The organism is Enterococcus sp. DIV0358 (genome assembly GCF_051713465.1).
Taxonomy (GTDB): domain Bacteria; phylum Bacillota; class Bacilli; order Lactobacillales; family Enterococcaceae; genus Enterococcus; species Enterococcus faecalis.
Map to the genome: position 1 here is coordinate 1,443,744 of NZ_JBIOPX010000001.1, position 20,592 is coordinate 1,464,335.

At 36.4% G+C, this 20,592-nt stretch carries 18 protein-coding genes; 4 read left to right on the forward strand and 14 right to left on the reverse strand.

Annotated features, from left to right (window positions below):
- Positions 1–226 precede the first annotated feature (226 nt).
- Together IGK70_RS07100 and IGK70_RS07105 are read right to left on the reverse strand one after the other, a co-directional pair.
- Positions 227–2,155 carry a sucrose-specific PTS transporter subunit IIBC gene (locus IGK70_RS07100; protein WP_104855732.1) on the reverse strand — a complete coding sequence of 643 codons (1,929 nt, stop codon included), beginning with the start codon at positions 2,153–2,155 and terminating at the stop codon, positions 227–229.
- Between the two features lie 16 nt (positions 2,156–2,171).
- Entirely contained in the window at positions 2,172–3,845 is a 1,674-nt protein-coding gene (locus IGK70_RS07105) for a glycoside hydrolase family 13 protein (protein WP_104855731.1), read from the reverse strand.
- A gap of 242 nt (positions 3,846–4,087) precedes the next feature.
- On the opposite strand from IGK70_RS07105, the gene IGK70_RS07110 reads away from it, so the two are divergent.
- Positions 4,088–5,548: a sucrose-6-phosphate hydrolase gene (locus IGK70_RS07110; RefSeq protein ID WP_104855747.1), complete on the forward strand. Its 1,461-nt coding sequence runs from the start codon at positions 4,088–4,090 to the stop codon at positions 5,546–5,548.
- A gap of 18 nt (positions 5,549–5,566) precedes the next feature.
- Positions 5,567–6,547 carry a LacI family DNA-binding transcriptional regulator gene (locus tag IGK70_RS07115; protein WP_104855730.1) on the forward strand — a complete coding sequence of 327 codons (981 nt, stop codon included), beginning with the start codon at positions 5,567–5,569 and terminating at the stop codon, positions 6,545–6,547.
- 59 nt (positions 6,548–6,606) lie between these two features.
- On the opposite strand, the gene IGK70_RS07120 is transcribed toward IGK70_RS07115, so the two are convergent.
- The 8 genes from IGK70_RS07120 to IGK70_RS07155 form a co-directional block, all read right to left on the reverse strand.
- Positions 6,607–6,768: a hypothetical protein gene (locus IGK70_RS07120; protein WP_002361843.1), complete on the reverse strand. Its 162-nt coding sequence runs from the start codon at positions 6,766–6,768 to the stop codon at positions 6,607–6,609.
- Positions 6,769–6,876: 108 nt separating this feature from the next.
- Positions 6,877–8,280 (reverse strand): glycoside hydrolase family 1 protein, encoded by a 1,404-nt coding sequence (locus tag IGK70_RS07125; protein WP_438775204.1) that lies wholly within the window; start codon positions 8,278–8,280, stop codon positions 6,877–6,879.
- Positions 8,280–10,160 (reverse strand): beta-glucoside-specific PTS transporter subunit IIABC, encoded by a 1,881-nt coding sequence (locus IGK70_RS07130; RefSeq protein ID WP_104855728.1) that lies wholly within the window; start codon positions 10,158–10,160, stop codon positions 8,280–8,282. Before IGK70_RS07130 ends, IGK70_RS07125 begins: the two co-directional genes overlap by 1 nt.
- A 338-nt stretch (positions 10,161–10,498) precedes the next feature.
- The gene (locus tag IGK70_RS07135; RefSeq protein WP_104855727.1) at positions 10,499–11,317 is read right to left on the reverse strand and encodes a metallophosphoesterase family protein; all 819 of its coding nucleotides are present in this window, start codon (positions 11,315–11,317) and stop codon (positions 10,499–10,501) included.
- Position 11,318: 1 nt separating this feature from the next.
- Positions 11,319–12,101, reverse strand: coding sequence for a PhnE/PtxC family ABC transporter permease (locus tag IGK70_RS07140; RefSeq protein ID WP_002360274.1), 783 nt, complete (start codon positions 12,099–12,101; stop codon positions 11,319–11,321).
- Positions 12,098–12,877, reverse strand: coding sequence for a phosphonate ABC transporter, permease protein PhnE (gene phnE / locus IGK70_RS07145; protein ID WP_010713387.1), 780 nt, complete (start codon positions 12,875–12,877; stop codon positions 12,098–12,100). Before phnE ends, IGK70_RS07140 begins: the two co-directional genes overlap by 4 nt.
- Complete coding sequence (gene phnC, locus IGK70_RS07150; protein WP_010713386.1) at positions 12,874–13,647, reverse strand: phosphonate ABC transporter ATP-binding protein; 774 nt, start codon at positions 13,645–13,647, stop codon at positions 12,874–12,876. The genes phnE and phnC overlap by 4 nt, the downstream gene beginning before the upstream one ends.
- 38 nt (positions 13,648–13,685) lie before the next feature.
- Positions 13,686–14,609, reverse strand: coding sequence for a phosphate/phosphite/phosphonate ABC transporter substrate-binding protein (locus IGK70_RS07155; protein ID WP_002381894.1), 924 nt, complete (start codon positions 14,607–14,609; stop codon positions 13,686–13,688).
- 196 nt (positions 14,610–14,805) lie between these two features.
- Between IGK70_RS07155 and IGK70_RS07160 the strand changes: the two genes are divergently transcribed.
- Positions 14,806–15,471, forward strand: coding sequence for a cyclic nucleotide-binding domain-containing protein (locus tag IGK70_RS07160; RefSeq protein WP_010827432.1), 666 nt, complete (start codon positions 14,806–14,808; stop codon positions 15,469–15,471).
- A 93-nt stretch (positions 15,472–15,564) separates the two neighbouring features.
- Here the strand turns inward: IGK70_RS07160 and cls are convergent, their stop codons facing one another.
- Positions 15,565–17,025 carry a cardiolipin synthase gene (cls, locus tag IGK70_RS07165; RefSeq protein WP_010827433.1) on the reverse strand — a complete coding sequence of 487 codons (1,461 nt, stop codon included), beginning with the start codon at positions 17,023–17,025 and terminating at the stop codon, positions 15,565–15,567.
- Between the two features lie 180 nt (positions 17,026–17,205).
- Here cls and IGK70_RS07170 point away from each other — a divergent pair, with 180 nt between their 5' ends.
- Entirely contained in the window at positions 17,206–17,757 is a 552-nt protein-coding gene (locus tag IGK70_RS07170; protein ID WP_002361848.1) for a DUF2179 domain-containing protein, read from the forward strand.
- A gap of 58 nt (positions 17,758–17,815) precedes the next feature.
- Here the strand turns inward: IGK70_RS07170 and IGK70_RS07175 are convergent, their stop codons facing one another.
- The 3 genes from IGK70_RS07175 to pflA form a co-directional block, all read right to left on the reverse strand.
- Positions 17,816–18,700 (reverse strand): DUF1803 domain-containing protein, encoded by an 885-nt coding sequence (locus tag IGK70_RS07175; RefSeq protein ID WP_104855558.1) that lies wholly within the window; start codon positions 18,698–18,700, stop codon positions 17,816–17,818.
- A gap of 71 nt (positions 18,701–18,771) precedes the next feature.
- The gene (locus tag IGK70_RS07180; protein WP_002360265.1) at positions 18,772–19,698 is read right to left on the reverse strand and encodes a manganese-dependent inorganic pyrophosphatase; all 927 of its coding nucleotides are present in this window, start codon (positions 19,696–19,698) and stop codon (positions 18,772–18,774) included.
- Between the two features lie 95 nt (positions 19,699–19,793).
- Positions 19,794–20,558, reverse strand: coding sequence for a pyruvate formate-lyase-activating protein (gene pflA, locus IGK70_RS07185; RefSeq protein ID WP_002357530.1), 765 nt, complete (start codon positions 20,556–20,558; stop codon positions 19,794–19,796).
- Positions 20,559–20,592 lie beyond the last annotated feature (34 nt).

Below are 20,592 nucleotides of genomic sequence, written 5' to 3' on the forward strand. Positions count from 1 at the left end.
TGTTTGATTTACTTGCATTATTGACTGGAACATCAACTTATGGCAACGTTCCCCATGTTTAATTAGTCAATACGTGTCAAGTATGGTCTTCCATACTTGGCATGTTTCCTTTAAAACTGACTCAATCATACTACAAACGGATAGATAAATACAACCGAAAATCATTGGTTTTTTATTAAGAAAAAGAACAGCAAGAAGTGATAACTACTTCTTGCTGTTCTTTTGTTTAGTTAGGTGTATTTAGATTTAAAATGATTTGTTCCGGCGTAATTTCATTATGATCTGACATCATTGGTTCTACGCTTAAATAACTTGAAGTATTTGTAATGATAACCATGACAGTTGAGTCAAGCCCAGCTTCTTTAATGGCTTTTCGATCGAACGTTCCTAAAAGATCTCCTTTTTTAACACGGTGACCTTGGGTTACTTGTGTCTGAAAGACCTCCTGCCCCAATGTGATAGTATCAATTCCTATATGAATTAATACTTCAGCTCCTGCGTCCGTTTGGATACCATAAGCGTGCCCAGTTTCTGCAACCAAGTTTAATAAACCATCTGCAGGCGCGTAAACCTTGTTCGCTGTTGGCATGATTGCTAAACCTTTGCCCATCATCTCGCTTGAAAATACTGGGTCATTAACAGCAGTAAGATTCATGGCGTAACCAGTTACCGGAGAAAAAAGTTGTTCATCTAAGGTATTGTATTGCATTTCAAAGACTTCGCGTTCTTCCTCTTCGATTACTTTATCTGAAATCAAAACCTCTTGCGGAATTGCAAATAGACTGGTTAATGCATAACATACACCGACAGATAAAAGTGCGACTAATAAATAGATCACTAATTGATGTGCACTATAGATATACATTAAGAAAGAAGGAATAACGGCTAAGCCATAAGAATTTGATTGAATATGAAAAATAGCTAAAATTGCTCCGCCTAAACCTGATGTAAACAAGACACATAGCAGCGGTTTTAAGTTCCAACGAATAAGTAATCCAAATAACACAGGCTCACTAACTCCAAATAATTGAGACAACATAGAACCAATGGCTGTCGACTTCACTTTGCTATCTTGCGCTTTTTTCGCAAAGGCTAAACAACTGCCAACGTTGGCAAACCCATACATGGCACATATTGTAATCAATGCATTAAATCCTGTATTTGCTAATAATGATGTTTCTACCATAGTTAGTGTATGATGAATACCAATCAAAACCATTAAAGGATATGAGGCACCAATCACGAAACCACCTAGTCCTAAGGGCAACCCAATCAACCATTGGACAACATCTACCATGCCTAACTCAACGGTATGCAAAATTGGGCCAATTCCGAGAATCATGATTAAAAAAGTAATTAACATAGTCATAAAAGGTGTAAAAATTTGATCGAGAATATTCGGCATCTTTTTTCGGAAAAAAAGTTCAATCTTTGCGCCAATTATACCAGCAGCAATTGCACTTAAAACGGATCCTTGTGCACCGACAACTGGGATAAAACCAAAAGCCATAATAGCTTTCACGCCAGAATCTGGTGTTGCAACTGCATAAGCGTTTGGTAAAATGGGTGATACCATCATTAAACCAATAACAATCCCGATTACAGGTGTCGCATTAAATGCTTTAAAGGTAGACCAAACAATCAAAGCTGGCAAAAAGGCAAAGACGGTATCTGTAATGACAGAGACAATTTGTTGAAAGCTTTCAGGAATATTGGCTACACTTGCTCCGAATAATTGTAAAAAAGTATCGTTAAAAATAACACCTTTTAACCCTAGGAACAATCCTGTTGCTGCAATTACTGGAACAATTGGAATGAATATTTCACTTAAAATGCGCATTGTTTTGCGCATGCCCGTTTCATTATTTTTTAAAATTGCTGTTTGCTCTGCTTTTGACACAACATTGATTCCAAGTTTTTCTATTTCATCATACACTTTAGTCACAATACCAGTTCCTAAAATCACTTGGTATTGACCACCATTATAAAAAACACCCTTGACTAAATCGATTTTTTCTAGTTGTTTACCATCTACTTGTTCGTGGTCCTTCAAAATAAAACGTAACCGCGTTTGACAATGGGTGACCGATATAATGTTATCCATACCGATTAATTGAATAATGTCTTTGGCTGCCTGCTGATAATTTTCTGCCATGTTATACTCCTCCTAGCTACTCATTTATAGTAATCAATAGTCCTTGATAGCTTTTTAATAATGTTCCCTGCTGAACTAACTGCTCTCGTTCTTCAGACTGTGTATCAAAAATAACTGTGCCATTAACTAAATAATGAGGGATTGGAACCGCCTCACCAAAATTAAAAAAGGCGTAAATCGTTTTTTCATTTAATTTGCGTTTATAAGCAATAACATTATCTGGAAGATTTGATAGACCCTCAAATGTTCCATAAAGTAAGATGTCTGTATAGGGACTCTTTTGACGAAATGCAATCATCCGCTTATAGAAATGAAAAATACTTTGACTATTTTTTATTTCTGCTTCGGCATTGATTTCTTTATAATTATCCACCATTCCTAACCAAGGTTTGACGCTTGAAAAACCGCCATACATAGAATCATTCCATGGAAAAGGCGTGCGGGCATTGTCTCGACTACGCAAATTGACAAGTGACAAGGCTTCTTTGGGCGTAAATCCTTCTTTTATTGCTCGATAGTATTGATCAATGCTAGAAATATCATCGAATTCATCAATCGAACCCCTTTCAAAATTGGTCATTCCTAATTCTTGTCCTTGGTAAATAAAAGGCGTGCCCCTTAAAAAGAAATACATGGCGCCGAATGTTTTAACCGCATTTGGCTGTTGAGCCTGTTCTTTTAAATATTTCGTTGTCGCTCGAGGTTGATCATGATTTTCAATAAAATTTGCACTCCAACCAGCCTTTTGCATGGCTTCTTGCTGTTTGAAAATTAATGTGCGTAAATCATTCCAAGACCAATCGATTCTATAAAACCATTCGCTTCCTGATTTCACATCCAAATCAGCCCATTTGAAGTCAAAAATCATGTCGAAATACCCTGTTTCTCCAATAAATTCTGATAAATTTGGATAATTGACGCCGGCCGCTTCGGCAACTGTGACAATATCAAAGCCAGCAAAAGCTTTTTCTTTTAATTCGTTCAGAAAGTCACTCATTCCTGGCATGTTTCTACTAGCTTTTGTTACTTTGGCTAATTGATCTGCCCCATCAGCAGGTAAGTTTGTCCAAGTCAAATCTTTCTTAATAAAATTAATCGCATCTACACGAAAACCAGCAATTCCTTTGTTTAACCAAAAACGGATCATTTGGTAGATTTCTTTGCGTAGTTCAGGATTTTCCCAATTTAAATCCGGCTGTTTTTTATGAAAGGCATGAAAGTAGTAGGCATCTTCCCCAGGTAATTTTTCCCAAACACTACCACCGAAGTTAGACCGCCAATTTGTAGGTGCTTCTTGTCCTTCTTTTATAATATAAAAGTCTCGAAAACGACTTTGAGGATTTTTTAAAACATCTTGAAACCAAGCATGTTCATCAGATGTATGGTTTACCACTAAATCTAAAATAACTTTTATGTTTCGTTTTTTTGCTTCTTCAATGAGTTCATCGAAGTCTGCCATTGTACCAAAATCGCTAGAAATACCATAATAGTCTGAAATATCATATCCATTGTCAGCCATTGGCGACGGGTACATTGGACTCAGCCAAATCAGCGTAATTCCTAAATTTTCTAAGTAATCCATTTTTTGAATAATGCCTTGTAAATCACCAATTCCGTCATTATTACTATCCGAAAAGCTACGTGGATAAATTTGATAGGCCACTTCTTTTTGCCACCAATTTCTGTTCATTCTGGTTCTCCTCACTCTTAAACTAGTCCTGTTAATTTTTTCTGTAACCGTTTTTACATTTTGTATGATACTCGTTTTTGTGTAATATGTCAAACGTTTATCATAAATAAATGTAAATTATAATATTCTTTTTATTTAAATAGATTTATATATGTTATACGTTTGACTTTTTTCTGATTTGTTTATACTATTAGATTAACTACTATTTTCTAATAAAGGAGACATTACTTATGTCAAGCATCATGAACCAATGGACTGATGAATTACGTTATGCGCCTTATTCTTCTTGGACATCTGCTCACCTCGAAAATCTAACTTCTATTATCGCGCAATCTAGTTGGCGTTTTAAGTATCATATTCAACCACAGACAGGACTACTAAATGATCCCAACGGTTTTTCGTATTTCAATAACCAGTGGCATTTATTTTATCAAGCGTTTCCTTTCGGGAGTGTTCACGGACTAAAAAGTTGGGCCCACTTAACTTCCTCCGACTTAATTCACTGGGATTATGAAGGAATTGCCCTTTATCCCGACTCTGAATATGATTCTCATGGAGTCTATTCAGGCTCAGCTTTACCAATAGATAACCAACTATGTTTATTTTATACAGGAAATGTTCGTGATCAAACTTGGCAACGATTTGCATATCAAAATATTGCATGGCTGAATTCTTTAGGTGCGATCACAAAGGAATCAACACCATTCCTACCTATTGACCCCAATTATTCTTCCCATTTTCGTGATCCGATGGTATTTCCTTATCAAGAAGGACTTGTTTTATTAATTGGTGCTAGTGATTTAAATGGACAAGGAAAAATTGTGGTCTATTTATCTAAAGATCGAAATGTACACAATTTTCATCAACTTGGCGAATTGACGTTCACCGACCAAGAATTAGGCTACATGGTTGAATGCCCCAATTTGGTATTTATTGATGGCCAGCCTGTCTTATTATTTTGCCCACAAGGTCTATCTCCATCTGTAAAAAGTTATCAGAATATCTATCCGAATATGTACACATTGGCCGAAACGTTTGATTTGGAGAATCTTTCTTTAATTCAGGCTGGGCCTTTTGAAAATTTAGATGAAGGATTTGATGTCTACGCCACTCAAGCCTTTAATGCGCCAGATGGTCGTGCACTTGCGGTCAGTTGGATTGGGTTGCCAGAAATCACTTACCCAAGTGATGAGGAGGGTTGGGCAAATGGCTTAAGTCTGGTTAAAGAACTCACAATTCACAACGGGAAACTATTTCAATATCCAGTTTCTGAAACAGAAATGCTTCGTCAATCCGCTACTACTTTATCAAATGGCTGCCATTTATTATCTACTGCTTCTTTTGAATTAGAAGTGGATATTCCCAAAAATGAGATTGCTTTTATTCGGCTTTTAGCGAACGAAACGGGTTCAAAAGGACTTTTAATTACAATTGATACGATTCATGGTAAAATAACCCTTGATCGAACATTTGCTGGCCAACCTTTTGCTGAAAAGTATGGCACAATTCGTGAAACTAAAATTAGGAAAAATAAGTCAGTTCAGTTAACTATTTTTGTTGATTGCTCTGTTGCAGAAATCTATGTAAATAAAGGTGAAAAAACGATGACTGGTCGCTTCTTTCCAGATAAAGCGCAACAGTATCTTCATCTATCCAAGACGGCAAAAGCTTGTTTTTATGAGCTGGAAAATACGAATAATTAGGAATGATGGTGAATTTTGATGGTGGTTAAATTAACGGATGTAGCAAAGCTTGCTGGGGTGAGCCCGACAACGGTAAGCCGCGTGATTAATAATTATGGTTATCTTAGTCAAAAAACAATTGATAAAGTTCATCAAGCGATGAAAGAATTAAATTATCAACCTAATGGATTAGCCAGAAGCCTCCAAGGAAAAAGTACGCAGCTGATTGGTTTAGTCTTCCCTTCTGTTAGTCATCCATTTTTTGGTGAATTAATTGAAACACTGGAAAGAAAGCTCTTTGTTCAAGGATATAAAGTGATTTTATGTGATAGTGAAAAAGATCCAGAAAAAGAGCGCGCCTATTTACGAATGCTCGCTGCAAATAAAGTGGACGGTGTAATCACTGGTAGCCATAACTTAGCTATTAACGAATATGAAAATGTTTCACTACCTATTGTTTCCTTTGACCGTTTCTTGGCACCTGGCATTCCAATTGTCTCTTCGCAAAACTTTCAAGGGGGCCAAAAAGCCACTGAAGCCTTATTTGCAAGTGGTGCACAAAAGATTGCAATTATTACTGGTGCTAATAACACAGGCGCACCTAGCGATTATCGATTGGCTGGTTATAAACAAACAATGGAAAAATATGGCGCAGAAAAAACGATTCTACAAATTGATAATGGGACCTCAACAACATTAAAAAATCTAGAAATCGAACGTTTGCTTCAAAATAAAACTGTGGACGGCATCTTTTGTACCGATGATTTGACAGCAATTACAGTTATGAATATTGCTCAAAAATTGAAGATATCCATTCCTGAAGAATTAAAAGTAATTGGTTATGATGGGACAAAATTAATCAAAAGAATTGCCCCACAACTATCAACCATTGTGCAGCCAATCGACGAGATGTGTGACGTTATGATTGACTTACTGCTTCGTAGAATGAAGGATCCTGATGTTGCGCTCGAGGAAAATTATCCTATTCCAATTCAGCTATCATTGTCTGAATCCTGTTAAAAAAGACACCTGAAAAGGTGTCTTTTTTTATTCTTAATTCCTCATTTGCCCATTTTCCCTTAATTCCAAAGCACAGAGATTAAATAATACAACAACATGATCCCTACAAATACACCGAGCATTAGTAAAACATACCACCAATTTTTGGCGCTATAGGTTTCATTTTTATCTTTTTCGGTTCGTTTCCCGGCAGCCCATTTCCATAAATCGTAATTATTCATCTCTCTCACCACCTTTAATGGGTTTATTAACTTAAGCCTAACACGGAACGACAAAACTTGAAAACAAAAGGATCACCCACTTATGCAATGGATGATCCTTTTTGGTCACTATTCTTCTGGTAACCCATTATTTTTAATCACTGATTGGTACCAATAAAAACTATCTTTTTTAATACGTCGTAAATCTTTTAACTCATGGTCTTCACGATTAACGTAAATAAAACCGTAGCGTTTTTTGAATCCTTGATGGGAACTTAAAATATCCATGACCGACCAAGGGCAATAACCAAACAACTCAACACCGTCAGAAATAGCCGCATGACAAGCAGCAATATGGTCATACAAATACGCAATTCGATAGTCATCATGAACTTTTCCGTCCTCTGTTAGGCGATCTGGTGTGCCTAAGCCGTTTTCTGTAATGATTAACGGTAAACGGTATTGATGATAATAATCATTTAAAACTAAACGTAGACCAGTTGGATCAATTTGGGCACCATACTTAGAGGTTTTTAAATGTTGATTTTTTTCGATTTTGAAATAACCGTATAGATCAAAATCAATGTCCTTTTCTTTCGTACCCAATGGGTGTTGCTCATCTGTCGGTAAATAGCTAGCGACTAACGTCCGATAATAATTAAGGGCGATAAAATCTGGTTTAGCGGCTTTCAAAATTGCTTGATCTTCTGGCTGTGTTTCGGGATAAATGCCGCATTTGGTCAAATACTCTTGATAGTAACCAGGGTATTCGCCAAAACAATACATTTCTAGAGCGTAATTCGTTTTAAAGTTATCATTCATACGAGCTGCCCAAACATCTTCAGGCTTATTGGAACTAGGATAAGTCATTGTTGAGGAAACAGAGGGACCGACTTTTCCCCCAGCAACCAATTGGTGACAATCATTCGTTGCTAACGCATGGGCAACAAACATATGGTAATCCATTTGTGCACGAATTTTTTCAGTATTTTCTGGTACAACATCGTACATATTCATTCGTTCATCGACACGAATCATTAAGTTTTGTTCGTTCGTAACTTGCCAATTTTTGACTCGATCACCAAACGCTTGATAACAAACTTGCGCATAGCGTTGAAATGCGGAAACGCAGCGACGATCCGCCCAACCATTGTATTTTTCCACCAACGCAAAAGGTAAATCAAAATGATAAAGTGTGACAAACGGCAAAATATCGTTTTCTAAAAGTGTATCAATGACAGCATTATAAAAATCGATGCCGGCTTGATTGATTTCGCCATCACCTGTTGGAATGATTCGTGCCCATGAAAGAGAAAAACGTTTTAAGCCTAATTCTTTCATTAACGCAATGTCCTCTTTGAAATGATGGTAAAAATCGCTGGCGACTTTCGTATCTGCTTGAACAGCTGACTTTTTAAAAGAATTGTAATCAGCGACTGTTAGGCCTTTGCCGTCCTCGTTCCAAGCGCCCTCAATTTGAAAAGCGGAGGAAGAAGCTCCCCATAAAAAATCGTTCTTAAATTGTTTAACCATTAGTTTTGCTCCTTTACTTGCATGAAAAATAAATTTGTTTGTGGTGTAATCTCTGTTTGTTTGGTTGTCTCAATTACAGCCATTTCCGCAGTATTTGTTACGATGACTAAGACGGTTGGATCATAACCAGCAGCTTGGATGATTTGTTTATCAAAAGAGAGCAGTTTTTGTCCTAGTCTGACTCTTTCTCCTGCTTTTACGAACGTTTCAAATCCCCGCCCTTTTAATTCGACTGTATTGATTCCAATGTGAAGGAGGATTTCAGCACCATTGTCTAACTTTAAGCCAATTGCATGATGAGTTGGATATAAAGCCGTCACTTGCCCATTTCCTGGTGAAACAATTTGTTCCTCTGTCGGATAAATAGCTAGCGTTTTTCCCATTTGTTGAGAAGCAAAGACTTCATCGTTGATTTGGTCTAAAGATACGAGTTGTCCTTGAACAGGTGCTTGAATCCGTTGCTTTTCTTTGACTGTCCCTGCCTCTGTCTTTAAGCCGGGTTCTTGACGTGACTCGTCAAGCGGTAAATCATTAAAGCCTAGAAAAATCGTTAATAGAAATGCACCAAAAAAAGCAATGCCACAACCTAATAAATAACAAATAAAGGCTTTGGTTCCTGCTTCTGCGTAAACTGGGATGGTCAAGAGTCCTTGATTAGCGAAGGCTGTCCCGTAGGCCCCGCCCCAGCCCATTAAGGCCCCGCCTGCTGCTCCGCTAGCCACCGCATAAATCATCGGTTTTTTTAGCCGCAAGTTTGCCCCATAAATGGCTGGTTCTGTGATACCAAATAATGCAGTCACTGTTGCAGAGGCAGCAACAGCTTTCAAGTCTTTATTTTTTGTGCGGACAAACACGCCAAATGCGGCGCCCGCTTGAGAAAAATTCGCTGCACCAGCAAACGCTAGCAAATTTTGCCGTCCTGTTCGAGCGACATCATTAATCCCAATTGGCACAAGCCCACGGTGAGCCCCAAAAATGACTAAGACACACCAAATTCCGCCGATAAAACCGCCTAACAAGATGGGACTCAAATTCATTATATAATAATACAACCAATTCACGCCGTCACCTAAATAAATCCCTATTGGTCCAAATAATAATAAAGTGGCTGGAATCATTAAAAGTAATGATAGCGTAGGAACCATAATGATTTTTAGAACTTCTGGAATAACTTTTTCCAAAAAGCGTTGCACATAAGCTAACATAAAAATTGCAAGAATAATTGGAATTACCGTGGAAACATAATTGGCTTTGGTCACATGTAATCCAAACAAGGTAACCGCTGATTTTTCAGTCATTAATGAAACGATGGTCGGATAACATAAGGTAGCACCAATTACCATGGCGATATATTCGTTTGTTTTGAAAACCTTAGCAGCTGAATAACCTAAAATAACTGGCATAAAATAAAAAAGTGCATCGGAAGCGGCGCTTAAAATAATATACGTATTCAAAGGTTTTAAATCGACCTGGTAAAAATTGTTTGCGACCATCACAGCAATAGCTAAAATTCCTTTTAACATGCCAGAAGCGGCAATTGCTGGTACGACAGGCGTGAAAATCGCGGCAACAGTATTTAAAATTCGATTGCCTAATGAATTTTTTTCTTTTGTGGATGTTTTGGTCGTAAGTTGCTGAGCCAACAAAGGTTCTAGAGCATTATAGACATGCGCGACTTTATTGCCTAAAACCACTTGATACTGCCCGCCGCTTTCAACAACAGAAATGACGCCTTCTGTTTGTAGTAAGGCTTCTTTGTTCGCTTGTTTCGTGTCTTTCAATACGAAACGCAATCGTGTATAACAATGTGTGACATCCACGATATTGTCTTTGCCACCTACGTCTTTCAAAATTTCTTTTGCTATTGCTAGGTAGTCCATGGTGACCACTCCTTATCTATAAAATAACAGCTCAATAAAAAAGACCAAATCACACATGCACGTTTCAGCAAACACACTCAATATTTGCTCGTCGTGAATGTCCCCTTGATCTGATCTACGTAATAACTATGTTTCTCACGATAGAATAGCTGATTGAATTTATTTTTAATTTACCATTATTTAGAGGGATTATCAATGAATTAGGTGTACGAACCTAAGATAAGCAGATGAAGATGAAATTGTCGTGCACTACACTCTATTTTAATCTTTTCCCACATAGCAAATACCATAGCAAACTGATTTTTTATGACCAGTTACTATGGTATGTTATTGTGTAATTATAAAACAGAGTTATCTATCTGCATGTTTAATTTAGCTAATAGTTTGTCTGTTCTATAATAATTTACTTGAAAATGGGTAAACCGACCTTTGTCAATAGAATATAGGTTATAGCCATAATTTTCTTCAAACCTTACAATCCCCTGACCTTCATCTTCGCCAACAAAAGACATGCCAGCTACCGTATAATAGGGAATCCCGTTTATGTGGTGTAAATACGGATGATGTGTATGGCCAGTTAATATACCTAAAATATCGAAATCTTTTAATAATTGAATGATTTCCTCTGCTTCTGGCAATGTCGGCATACTACTTTGTTCCCTTAACAAATGATGATGCATGACTAATAGGATAGGCTTATCTGACAATTTTTTTAAAGTTATTTGCAACCAATCTTTTTGTTCCTTATTCATATGGCCATCAGGATTGTCATATTCTGAATTATCTAGACTAATAATGTGAAATTCTGGATAAGTTTGTACAACGTTATATGGTTGTTCACTTCCTATTTGATTAAGCCAACCAATTCGAAAGTTTTTCTTTATATCATGATTTCCTAATGTCACAATCATCGGAATTCCCTGTAAGATAGTTTGTAACTTTTCTTTTAAAAAAGCGTAGTCTTCTGGCTCACCGTCTTCTGTGAGATCACCACTGATAATTACTAAATCAATTTTTTTTATTTTTAATAGACTGGTTAAAGAGGACTCTAAGCGAATCAACGGATTTTCCATTTTGGTTAACATTCCTTTGTAACCCCCTTTCACTTCTCCATAATTTCTACGAAAATGAATATCTGATAAATGTAAAATATCCATACTATCTCAATTTCTTTCTAATTAATTCTGTTACTTGATCTAAAACAAAAATTGTCAATACAACACCTATTAATAGAATACTCACTTTACTCCAATTTCTTGTTTGGATCGCAAAAATTAATGGTGCTCCAATGCCCCCAGCACCTACTAAGCCTAAAGTAGCTGCACTTCGAATAGCAATTTCAACATGATTTAATATCAGAGAGCTATAAATAGGTAGTAAAGAAGGGATTCGCACATAAAATAACTTTTGCCAAAAATTTGCCCCCACAGCATCCATACTTTCGATCAATTTTTCATCCATACTTTCTAATTCTTCTGTGAACAACTTACTCAACATCCCAATTTGGTGAACACCAATTGCCATTACTCCAGCAAATGGGCCGGGCCCCAAGACTTTTACAAAAATAATTGCTAAAATTAATTCTGGAAAAGCGCGTAAAATATGGCTACCAAGCTTGCCAAACTTTGTTAAAAAAGGTGCAGATGGCCACAAATTAACGGCACTAAGTAAAGTTACTGGTATTGCTAATACAGTTGCAAAAGAAGTACCCAAACAAGCAATTGCAACCGTTAAAACAAGTAAACTTACTAAATCTTCCCCACTCCCATCGTAGACAAAGGACCAATCTGGATGCCCCAATCCAATAAATACATCTATCGCCATTTTTAAAGAAAATGTTTGAAGTCCTGTATAATCGATTCGTGTAAGTGTAATGAAAAATAGTAAAATTAGTACTACTGTTGATACTATTTTCTTTTTACTTATTTCTGTTATGATCATAATAACGTTCTCCTAACATATGCACTCAACCAATCAACAACTATTTCCATTACCAAAATGACTAGAATGATGATACCCACGCGATCATATTTAGCTAAAGAAAGGGAGGTGTTTAAAATAATCCCAATGCCCCCAGCACCTACATAACCCAATACTGTGGATGCACGAACATTTACTTCAAAGGCGTAAAAAGCATACCCAAAAAATTGACTGGCTACTTGCGGGAAAATAGACCATACAGCAATTTGTAATTGAGTGGCTCCTGTTGCTTCGGTAGCTTCAATTGGCCCTAAATCAATTGTTTCAATTGCCTGAAACATTAATTGTGATAACATACCAAAAGTAAAGATGGTAATTGTCAGGACACCTGTTGCTTCACCAATTCCAAAAATCGCCACCATTAATGCCGCAAGTAAAAGTGTCGGAATTGTCCGAATCAAACTTAGAAAAAATCTTAATATTAACAACCCAATTCTGTTTTTTGTGACAACATTTGAGGCTAAAAAGCTAAAAGGAACTGCTAAAAGGAATCCTAGTATCGTGCCTAAAAAAGAGATTTCCAATGTCTTGATTAAAGGTGTAATAATTTTGGGTAAAAATGAAAAGTCTGGTGGGAAAAATTGCTGCAAAAAGCGCCCCATTTGGCTGAAATTAGTAAGAATTTCAGTAAAATCCGCACCAGTAACAGCAATACTACTTTCTATACAAATAAATATAATAAACAATATAAATAGTTTTTTATACCATAGAAAATGGATAGTATCTTTTATCTTCATACGTTGTTCTCCGCCATTTCCACTTCTTCAAAGATTGCCATTCCGTAAATTTCTTCTAAACGAGTATCAGTCAATTGTTCTGGAATCCCATCAAAAACAACTTCACCACTTTTTAAAGCAATAATTCTTGTGGCATACTCCCGTGCTAAAGAAACAGAATGTAAATTTATAACGATAGTTTTCCCTAGTGTCTGATTAATCGTTTGTAAATCGTTCATCACTTTTTTTGTCATAATAGGGTCCAATGAAGCTACGGGTTCATCTGCCAAGATGATCGGCGCCTGTTGAACCAACGCACGTGCAATAGAGACACGTTGTTGCTGTCCGCCACTTAATTCATCACTACGTGTATGCAGTTTATCCACAAGTCCGACAGCATTTAAAGCTGCCGTTGTTTTTTGATAGTCTTCCTTAGTAAATAAGCCAAAGATACTTCTCCAAGTAGAGTAATAGCCCAAACGCCCAGAGAGAACATTTTTTTGTACAGAGCTGCGTTTTACCAAATTAAAATTTTGTGAAATAAGACCAATTTGTCGGCGAATCAAGCGCAGCTTTTTTTTCTTAGCCTGAGTAATTGACTGATTGTTTATATGAATTTCACCTTCCGTTATTTCCACTAGCCGATTAATCGATTTCAAAAAGGTGCTTTTCCCAGCACCGCTCAAACCAATAATGGCCACAATTTCGCCTTCCTTAATTGTCAAGTTAACATTTTGTAATCCTTTTACCCCGTTTGGATAGGTTTTAGATACATTAGTAAAAACAATCATTTTGATACTCCTTTAATTGATTAGATTAGTCTTAGTGATTATTCTGCTGCTTTTTCTGTATATGCACGGATTGTATTATATGCATCATCTGCTGCTTCTTCATAACCTAAATGCCCCCATAAATTCATAGCTTCTTTTCCTTCAGGGTCATTTTTCATCTCTAAAAATGTTTCTTTGATCTTTTCTTTTAGATCAGTTGACATTTTTGGATTGACTGCAATTGCATCGTTAGGGATATCACCTTTTGTTAAATAAAGGACACGTAATTCTTTGGTTAAATCTTTATCTGGAAAGGCTGCATTAAAAACATTTCGCGCTCCTTCAAAAACAAAGGCTGCATCCATTTGGCCGTTTAAAACGGCAGTAATTTCGCTGGGAATATCATTTACCGTAGTTAAAGTAGCTTCTTGTACGGGATCAATTCCTAAATCTTTTAACTCAGCGACAGGATAAATATAGCCGCTTGCAGAATTAGGATTCAATGTTGCGATTTTTTTATTTTTTAAATCTTTTAATTCTTTTAAATTACTATCATTACGGACTAAAACTTCACCTTTAAAGGTTGTCGCTAAAACATTGTCTAAAGGCTTCCCTGTTTTTTGATCATAATCTTTCAACTGTGAAGTTAAAATCGCTTGCGCCGCGTGCATATCTTTTGCACGTACGTAGGCTGCAGGTGGCATGATTCCTAAATCTACTTTTCCAGAATCCATTGCTTCAGAAATCGTCGAGTAATCTGTTGCTAAGGTTACTTCCACTTCACGATCTAATTTTTTTGACAAATATTCTGCAAAAGGTTTTGTCTTCGCTTCCATACTGCCATCATTATTTGTAGGCACAAATTGAACGACTAATTTATCTGATGTTACTTCTTTTTTCTTTGCTTGACTCATGCCACAACCGCTTAACCCTAGAATAAGTAAACTTCCCAAAACAATTGATGTCACTTTTTTTAAACGCATTTTTTCTCCTCCTAAAAATAAATGTTTCGTTTACAAAGGAAATCATAGCAAACTTTTAAAGTATTAAATAGAGACACAAGTCCTTATTTACACTTTATTTACATACAATTAACAAAAATAACAAAAAAATATTCGTTTTTTATCTGGAAATATTTTATAATGAAGCTAACAATAAATAAAGGTGCTGACAGTTTTTATGAAATATTTGAAAAATAGACAGAAATTACAAGAATATATTGATTTATATCAATTGCAGAGTTACATGGATACACCATTAGCAGAAATTGGCCAATTAGTAACATTTGAAAAATCCGAACATTTAATTGAACTTGATCAATCCTCTAACCATTTATACTTTCTTTTGGAAGGAAATGTTATGATTTATACGCCCACATTAGAAGACCAGAAAGTTTGCATCAGCTATACTCACCCAATTGCGCTCTTAGGCGAAGCCTCTTCTTTATGGAAAAAATCACCAAAAAGTAATGTTTTGGCTAATACTGCGTGTCTTTGTTTATGTATTCCGTTAAATGAACACCGCACAGTGTTACAGAATGATTTACTTTTTTTACAAACCATTTGTCTTACCTTAAGTGAGCGACTTAACTCTGGTGCACTTCTGGCTTCCTCTTTGATAGAGCCTGTTGATGTTCGCTTAGCAAAATATATTTTAGCGCATCAAAAGAATAGTTATTTCAATTGTAAACTAACCACTTGTGCAACTACATTAAACGTTAGTTATCGTCATTTAACACGCCTCATTACACAATTTAAAAAAGAGGGCCTCATTCAAAAAGAGAAACAAGAGTACCTCATCCTTAATCCAGAAAAATTGACAGATATAGCAAAAATGAAACGATAAAAAAAACTAAGAAATTAGATTTTTATCTAATTTCTTAGTTTTTTATTAGTTAATCATTCTTTGACTAGCGTACAGCTGTTTAAAAGATATTTTTTACAAGACTGGTGACAACAAGCGTGAAAAGTTTTGCTTGAAACGTAGCCAGTACCCTTGTTTTTTAATTATCTCGTCGGTTAGTAAGACACTTTTTTCTATATCTTCTTCAAAGACTTGCGCTAACATCCACGCAATGTCGGGATTGTAAATAAACGTACTTACCTCAAAATTCAATGAATAACTGCGAATATCTTGGTTTGTTGTCCCAACCATAGCTAATTCATCATCAATCACCATTGTTTTTGCATGAATAAACCCACTATCATAGATATAAATTTTAATGCCGCGTTTGTGTAAGTAATTCGCGTAATATTGTGTTGCGCGGTAAATAAAGGGATGGTCAGGCATACAAGGAATCATAATTCGCACGTCGACACCCGAACGAACCGCCACTAACAACGCATTAATCATACTATCATCAGGGATTAAATACGGTGTTTGAATCCAGACACTCTTTTCTGCAGAAAAAATCATCCGGACAAACCCGCTTTTCAAAATTTCTTCTTCTGAATCAGGACCATCTGAAACAACTTGTAAGGACAAATGCTCCACTTCATGATCATCTGGTAATTTAAAATATTTTTCATGATACGTCATACGTTCTTCAGGATATTTGACTGAAGCATTCCAATCCATGATAAATATCTCTTGCAATGAAAATACGGCCGTTCCGACCAAACGAATATGGGTATCTCGCCAGTAACCAAATTTTTCGGTGACATTCAAATATTGATCCCCGACATTGAACCCGCCGGTCCAGCCAATTTTGCCATCGATGACAACAATTTTTCGATGCAAGTGATAATTTAGACGTGTTTTACGGATCATATCGCGTGAAGTAATAAAGGGAGCTACTTTTCCTCCAGCGTCAACGTAACGAGCAAAAAACTTTTTATTTGCGCCTGGTGAACCCCAAGGATCGTAAATTAAGTAAACTTCCACGCCTTCATGCAACTTTTCGATTAATACATCTAAAAATTGATTGCCAATTGTGTCATTAAAAAAAGCATAATACTCCACATGAACGGTTTCTTTCGCTGCACGAATATCTTCAAATAATGCTTGGAATTTTTCTTGGCCATCTGTGAATAATTGCAAACTATTTCTTTTGGCCAACGGTGATGCGTCCATATTCCGGAAATAACGATTTAAAACTTTCGCATCATAAAGTAAATCATAACGTTTATCGCGCCCTGCTTTTTTGTTATCAATGTCCACTTTTTCTTTAATTCGTTGAACCATTTGTTTTTCATCATCAGACAATTTAAATACTTCTTGTCCATCGATACCCCGCCCACAGAATAAGTAAATAATAAAGCCGATACCAGGCAAGAAAATCAACGTCATCATCCATGCTAAAACGCTGGAAATACTACGAGGTTTTCTAAAAACAGTAATTAAGGCAGCAATAACGTTAATTACTAATAAAAATAACAAAATCCAAACAAAAATTTTCATCGCTTACCTCCTTCTTACTTCATACTAAGATTATATCAAATAACAGTTAAATTAGGCGAATAATATGAGCGAGTATTCAAAAAAGAATTCATTTCTATAAGTGTTTCGCCTTTGATTCTCAGTTTTTCTGTACTATAATGAGGGCTGGATGTAAAGATTTTGAAAAGAGGTACTTATTTTATGGTCGTTGATTTGAAAATGTTAGCTATGATTTTTATCATTAATTTTGCGTATATTACCTTAAATACTATTCGTTTTATGTTAACGATGAAAGGTTATCGGGTTATTGCACCGCTGGTTAGTATGGCTGAAATAACAATTTATGTCTTAGGGCTAAGTATGGTTCTGAATCGGTTAGACAATCCTTTAAATTTACTTGTTTATGCGCTTGGTTACGCTGTTGGCATTAGTGTAGGAATTAAAATCGAAGACTATTTGGCCTTGGGTTATATTATGGTATCGGTTATCCTCCCTTCTACTACTGAACAATTTCATTTACCAGAAACTCTTCGTGAACACGGCTATGGTGTTACGCAAAGTGTCGCCTACGGACGCGAAGGAGAACGAATGGTCTTAGAAATTCTTTCCCCAAGAAAAAACGAACGTACATTGTACAAGTTAATCAATCAATTAGAGCCGAGAGCATTTATCATTTCCTATGAGCCTAAGTTCATTTCTGGTGGTTTTTGGACGAAAAAAGTTCGCAAAAGAAATGACGCCATTTCTCACTAAGAAGCGGCGTCATTTCTTGTTATTGATTTTTAGTTTACATAATAATATTATTGTAACTTTAATTTATTCTAAGATAACTTAGAGAGTTCGTACCTAGTTGCTCAATCAATTGTTGCATAAAAACTAAGCGTTCGATGGCCGATCGGTTAGCAATTTTTTCATAATAAAATGCTAGAATATCCGGCTGTGCTTCTAAAGGCTCGGCTTGTTCCGTTGCTACTGGTAAAAGGAGTTTTAAGTGGTCCTGGTCAATCGCAATCACTTGGGTCAGGTGCAAACTTTCTTGAAAAATATTAGGCACAGTACTGACTTTGCGGCCTCGCAGAGCTTGTTTAATAACTCTTCTCGCTTGCGAAAGATAGTATTCAGGATTTACGTCCCCTAGCAAGTCATATAAAGCGCTGAAGGCTTCTGGCAAGGGTTGCTCTTTGCACAAGTAATCAAAATAACGAGGCATTGTTGGAACCTCTGTCTTTTCTTTTTCAAGCGTAATCATAGATAGTTGTGCCGAGGCCAATCTTTGTTTTTGATAAAATGAGGGGCCACCGCTCACGCCAAAAAAATAGTCTTCCTCTTCTGGAAACACTTGTGGCCAAAAAGATTCAGCTAGCCAAAATAATTGCTCTGTTACATTTCCTTTAAACTTAGGAAGTTCGTCTTCAGCCAAGGGCAAACTCGCAACTTCAGCTGCCGTATAAATAGGAAAATTCAAACGATATTGACGATTTTCCCGAATGATTAACTGACAATCAATCATTTCTGATAAAAATTGTTCTAACTTGGCTTGTGTTGCAAAGGCCGCTTTTAATTGTCTTAAAATGATTCTTTCTTCCCGATGTTCATACATAAAAGTAACAAGAGGGAAAAAAAGTGATTGGTTGAGCAAATGATTGTATTGTTTCGTTTGTTGCGGAGAATGATAGTAAATTGCTAAATCATTCATGTTAACGCCCCTTTACTATTGAAGCGCCTAAGCAACAAGGAATTTATCGCGTTGCTTAGGCGCTTACGGTTTTAGTTAAAGACTTCTGTTAATTGTGGTACTACTTGTTTTTTACGAGAAACAACGCCTGGTAAGAACGCACGATTGTTAACTAATGTTACATTGAATGCTGCTTCAATTTTGGCTTGTTCCGCACCAATCGCTAATAATTCAGAATCACTGTCTAGGATATTCGTAATAATTAAGACAAACAAGTCATAATTATTGGCTGCATTTTCTGCGGCCATAGCTGCTTCTAATTCAGCTTGACGATCTAAAACTTCTGCTAAATCGACGGTATTTACTTGGGCAACGCGAACTGTTTTGCCGTTCATTGGGAAGCTCTTAGCATCTAAATCTAAAAGAACTTCAGCTGATTTATCGCTTAAATTTGTTCCTGCTTTTAATAAGTCAAGACCATAGCCTTCTAAATTAATTTCAGCAATATCAGCTAGGGCGTGCGCTGCATCGATGTCTTCTTGTGTGCAAGTTGGTGATTTAAATAATAATGTATCAGAAATAATCGCTGAGACCATCATACCAGCAATTTGAGCTGGAATTGTCACGTTATTTTCTTTAAACATTTTATAGATGATTGTACTGGTACACCCTACTGGTTCTGCACGATAATACAATGGATCTGCTGTTTCGAAGTTGGCAATCCGGTGATGATCCACTACTGCTAAAATGTTTACTTCAGCGATATCTGAAATGCTTTGTTGGAATTCGTTATGATCCACTAACATGACTTGGTTTGTTTCGCTAGCTGCTTCAGTGACAACACGTGGTGCTTCAATATTGAAGTAATCTAAGGCATATTGTGTTTCTTCACTTGGTGTTCCTAAAGCGACAGCTTCTGTCTCTTTTCCTAATTCTTTTTGTAAGTAAGCAAAACTAATTGCTGCTCCGATAGCATCTGTATCAGGATTTTGGTGTCCAAAAACTAAAATTTTTGACATAATACACACTCCTTGGTTTTGATTCACTCTTAATGATAACAAAAAATAGAAAAGAAACAACAAAAAAATTGTCTTCTTTTCTATTTTTTCGTTTGTTAACGTGCTAGATAACCTTGATAGTCCTCGACATGTAGTAGTTTTTTTGCATTTTCAACACGATCATTTTTAGGAGGTTCAATTCCTTCTAATGGATAAGGAATACCTAGTTCTTCCCATTTGTACTTGCCCATCGTATGGTAAGGAAGCACTTCAACTTTATCTACATTGTTTAATGTTTTTATGAAGGCATCCAGACGGATTAAATATTCGTCGTAATCACTACGTTGAGGCACCAATACGTGGCGAATCCAAACAGGTTTGTCAATTTCAGATAAATAGGTAGCCATCTCTAAAATATTATCATTTGATTGCGTTGTTAACAGTTTATGCTGCTCGTTATCAATATGTTTGATGTCGAATAAGAGTAAATCTGTGTACTTCATCAATTCATCAAATTGACTAATGAAGGGTTCTTCCCGAGTAAAAGGCTTGCCACACGTATCTAAGGTTGTATGAATGCCTTGTGCTTTGGCTTTTTTAAATAAATCGATCAAAAAGTCCATTTGCAATAGCGGCTCACCACCACTGACAGTGATACCACCCTTTTCGCCCCAATAAGAGCGAAAACGTAATGCTTCCTCTAATACTTCGTCAGTCGTCACCACACGACCACCGGAACCAATTTTCCAAGTATCTGGATTATGACAGAATTGACATCTCATGCGACACCCTTGTGTAAATACGATAAAACGGACACCTGGGCCATCAACGGTACCAAAATTTTCTGTTGAATGAATTCTACCTGTAACTGGTGTTGTCATAATGATCCCTCTTCTTTCAAACGAAAAGGATGAC

What these genes read in the sequence shown, in the direction of transcription:
- IGK70_RS07100 (WP_104855732.1), bottom strand. Translation starts at nt 2,155, where the DNA reads ATGGCAGAAAATTATCAGCAGGCAGCCAAAGACATTATTCAATTAATC.
- IGK70_RS07105 (WP_104855731.1), bottom strand. Translation starts at nt 3,845, where the DNA reads ATGAACAGAAATTGGTGGCAAAAAGAAGTGGCCTATCAAATTTATCCA.
- IGK70_RS07110 (WP_104855747.1), top strand. Translation starts at nt 4,088, where the DNA reads ATGAACCAATGGACTGATGAATTACGTTATGCGCCTTATTCTTCTTGG.
- IGK70_RS07115 (WP_104855730.1), top strand. Translation starts at nt 5,567, where the DNA reads ATGGTGGTTAAATTAACGGATGTAGCAAAGCTTGCTGGGGTGAGCCCG.
- IGK70_RS07120 (WP_002361843.1), bottom strand. Translation starts at nt 6,768, where the DNA reads ATGAATAATTACGATTTATGGAAATGGGCTGCCGGGAAACGAACCGAA.
- IGK70_RS07125 (WP_438775204.1), bottom strand. Translation starts at nt 8,280, where the DNA reads ATGGTTAAACAATTTAAGAACGATTTTTTATGGGGAGCTTCTTCCTCC.
- IGK70_RS07130 (WP_104855728.1), bottom strand. Translation starts at nt 10,160, where the DNA reads ATGGACTACCTAGCAATAGCAAAAGAAATTTTGAAAGACGTAGGTGGC.
- IGK70_RS07135 (WP_104855727.1), bottom strand. Translation starts at nt 11,317, where the DNA reads ATGGATATTTTACATTTATCAGATATTCATTTTCGTAGAAATTATGGA.
- IGK70_RS07140 (WP_002360274.1), bottom strand. Translation starts at nt 12,101, where the DNA reads ATGATCATAACAGAAATAAGTAAAAAGAAAATAGTATCAACAGTAGTA.
- phnE (WP_010713387.1), bottom strand. Translation starts at nt 12,877, where the DNA reads ATGAAGATAAAAGATACTATCCATTTTCTATGGTATAAAAAACTATTT.
- phnC (WP_010713386.1), bottom strand. Translation starts at nt 13,647, where the DNA reads ATGATTGTTTTTACTAATGTATCTAAAACCTATCCAAACGGGGTAAAA.
- IGK70_RS07155 (WP_002381894.1), bottom strand. Translation starts at nt 14,609, where the DNA reads ATGCGTTTAAAAAAAGTGACATCAATTGTTTTGGGAAGTTTACTTATT.
- IGK70_RS07160 (WP_010827432.1), top strand. Translation starts at nt 14,806, where the DNA reads ATGAAATATTTGAAAAATAGACAGAAATTACAAGAATATATTGATTTA.
- cls (WP_010827433.1), bottom strand. Translation starts at nt 17,025, where the DNA reads ATGAAAATTTTTGTTTGGATTTTGTTATTTTTATTAGTAATTAACGTT.
- IGK70_RS07170 (WP_002361848.1), top strand. Translation starts at nt 17,206, where the DNA reads ATGGTCGTTGATTTGAAAATGTTAGCTATGATTTTTATCATTAATTTT.
- IGK70_RS07175 (WP_104855558.1), bottom strand. Translation starts at nt 18,700, where the DNA reads ATGAATGATTTAGCAATTTACTATCATTCTCCGCAACAAACGAAACAA.
- IGK70_RS07180 (WP_002360265.1), bottom strand. Translation starts at nt 19,698, where the DNA reads ATGTCAAAAATTTTAGTTTTTGGACACCAAAATCCTGATACAGATGCT.
- pflA (WP_002357530.1), bottom strand. Translation starts at nt 20,558, where the DNA reads ATGACAACACCAGTTACAGGTAGAATTCATTCAACAGAAAATTTTGGT.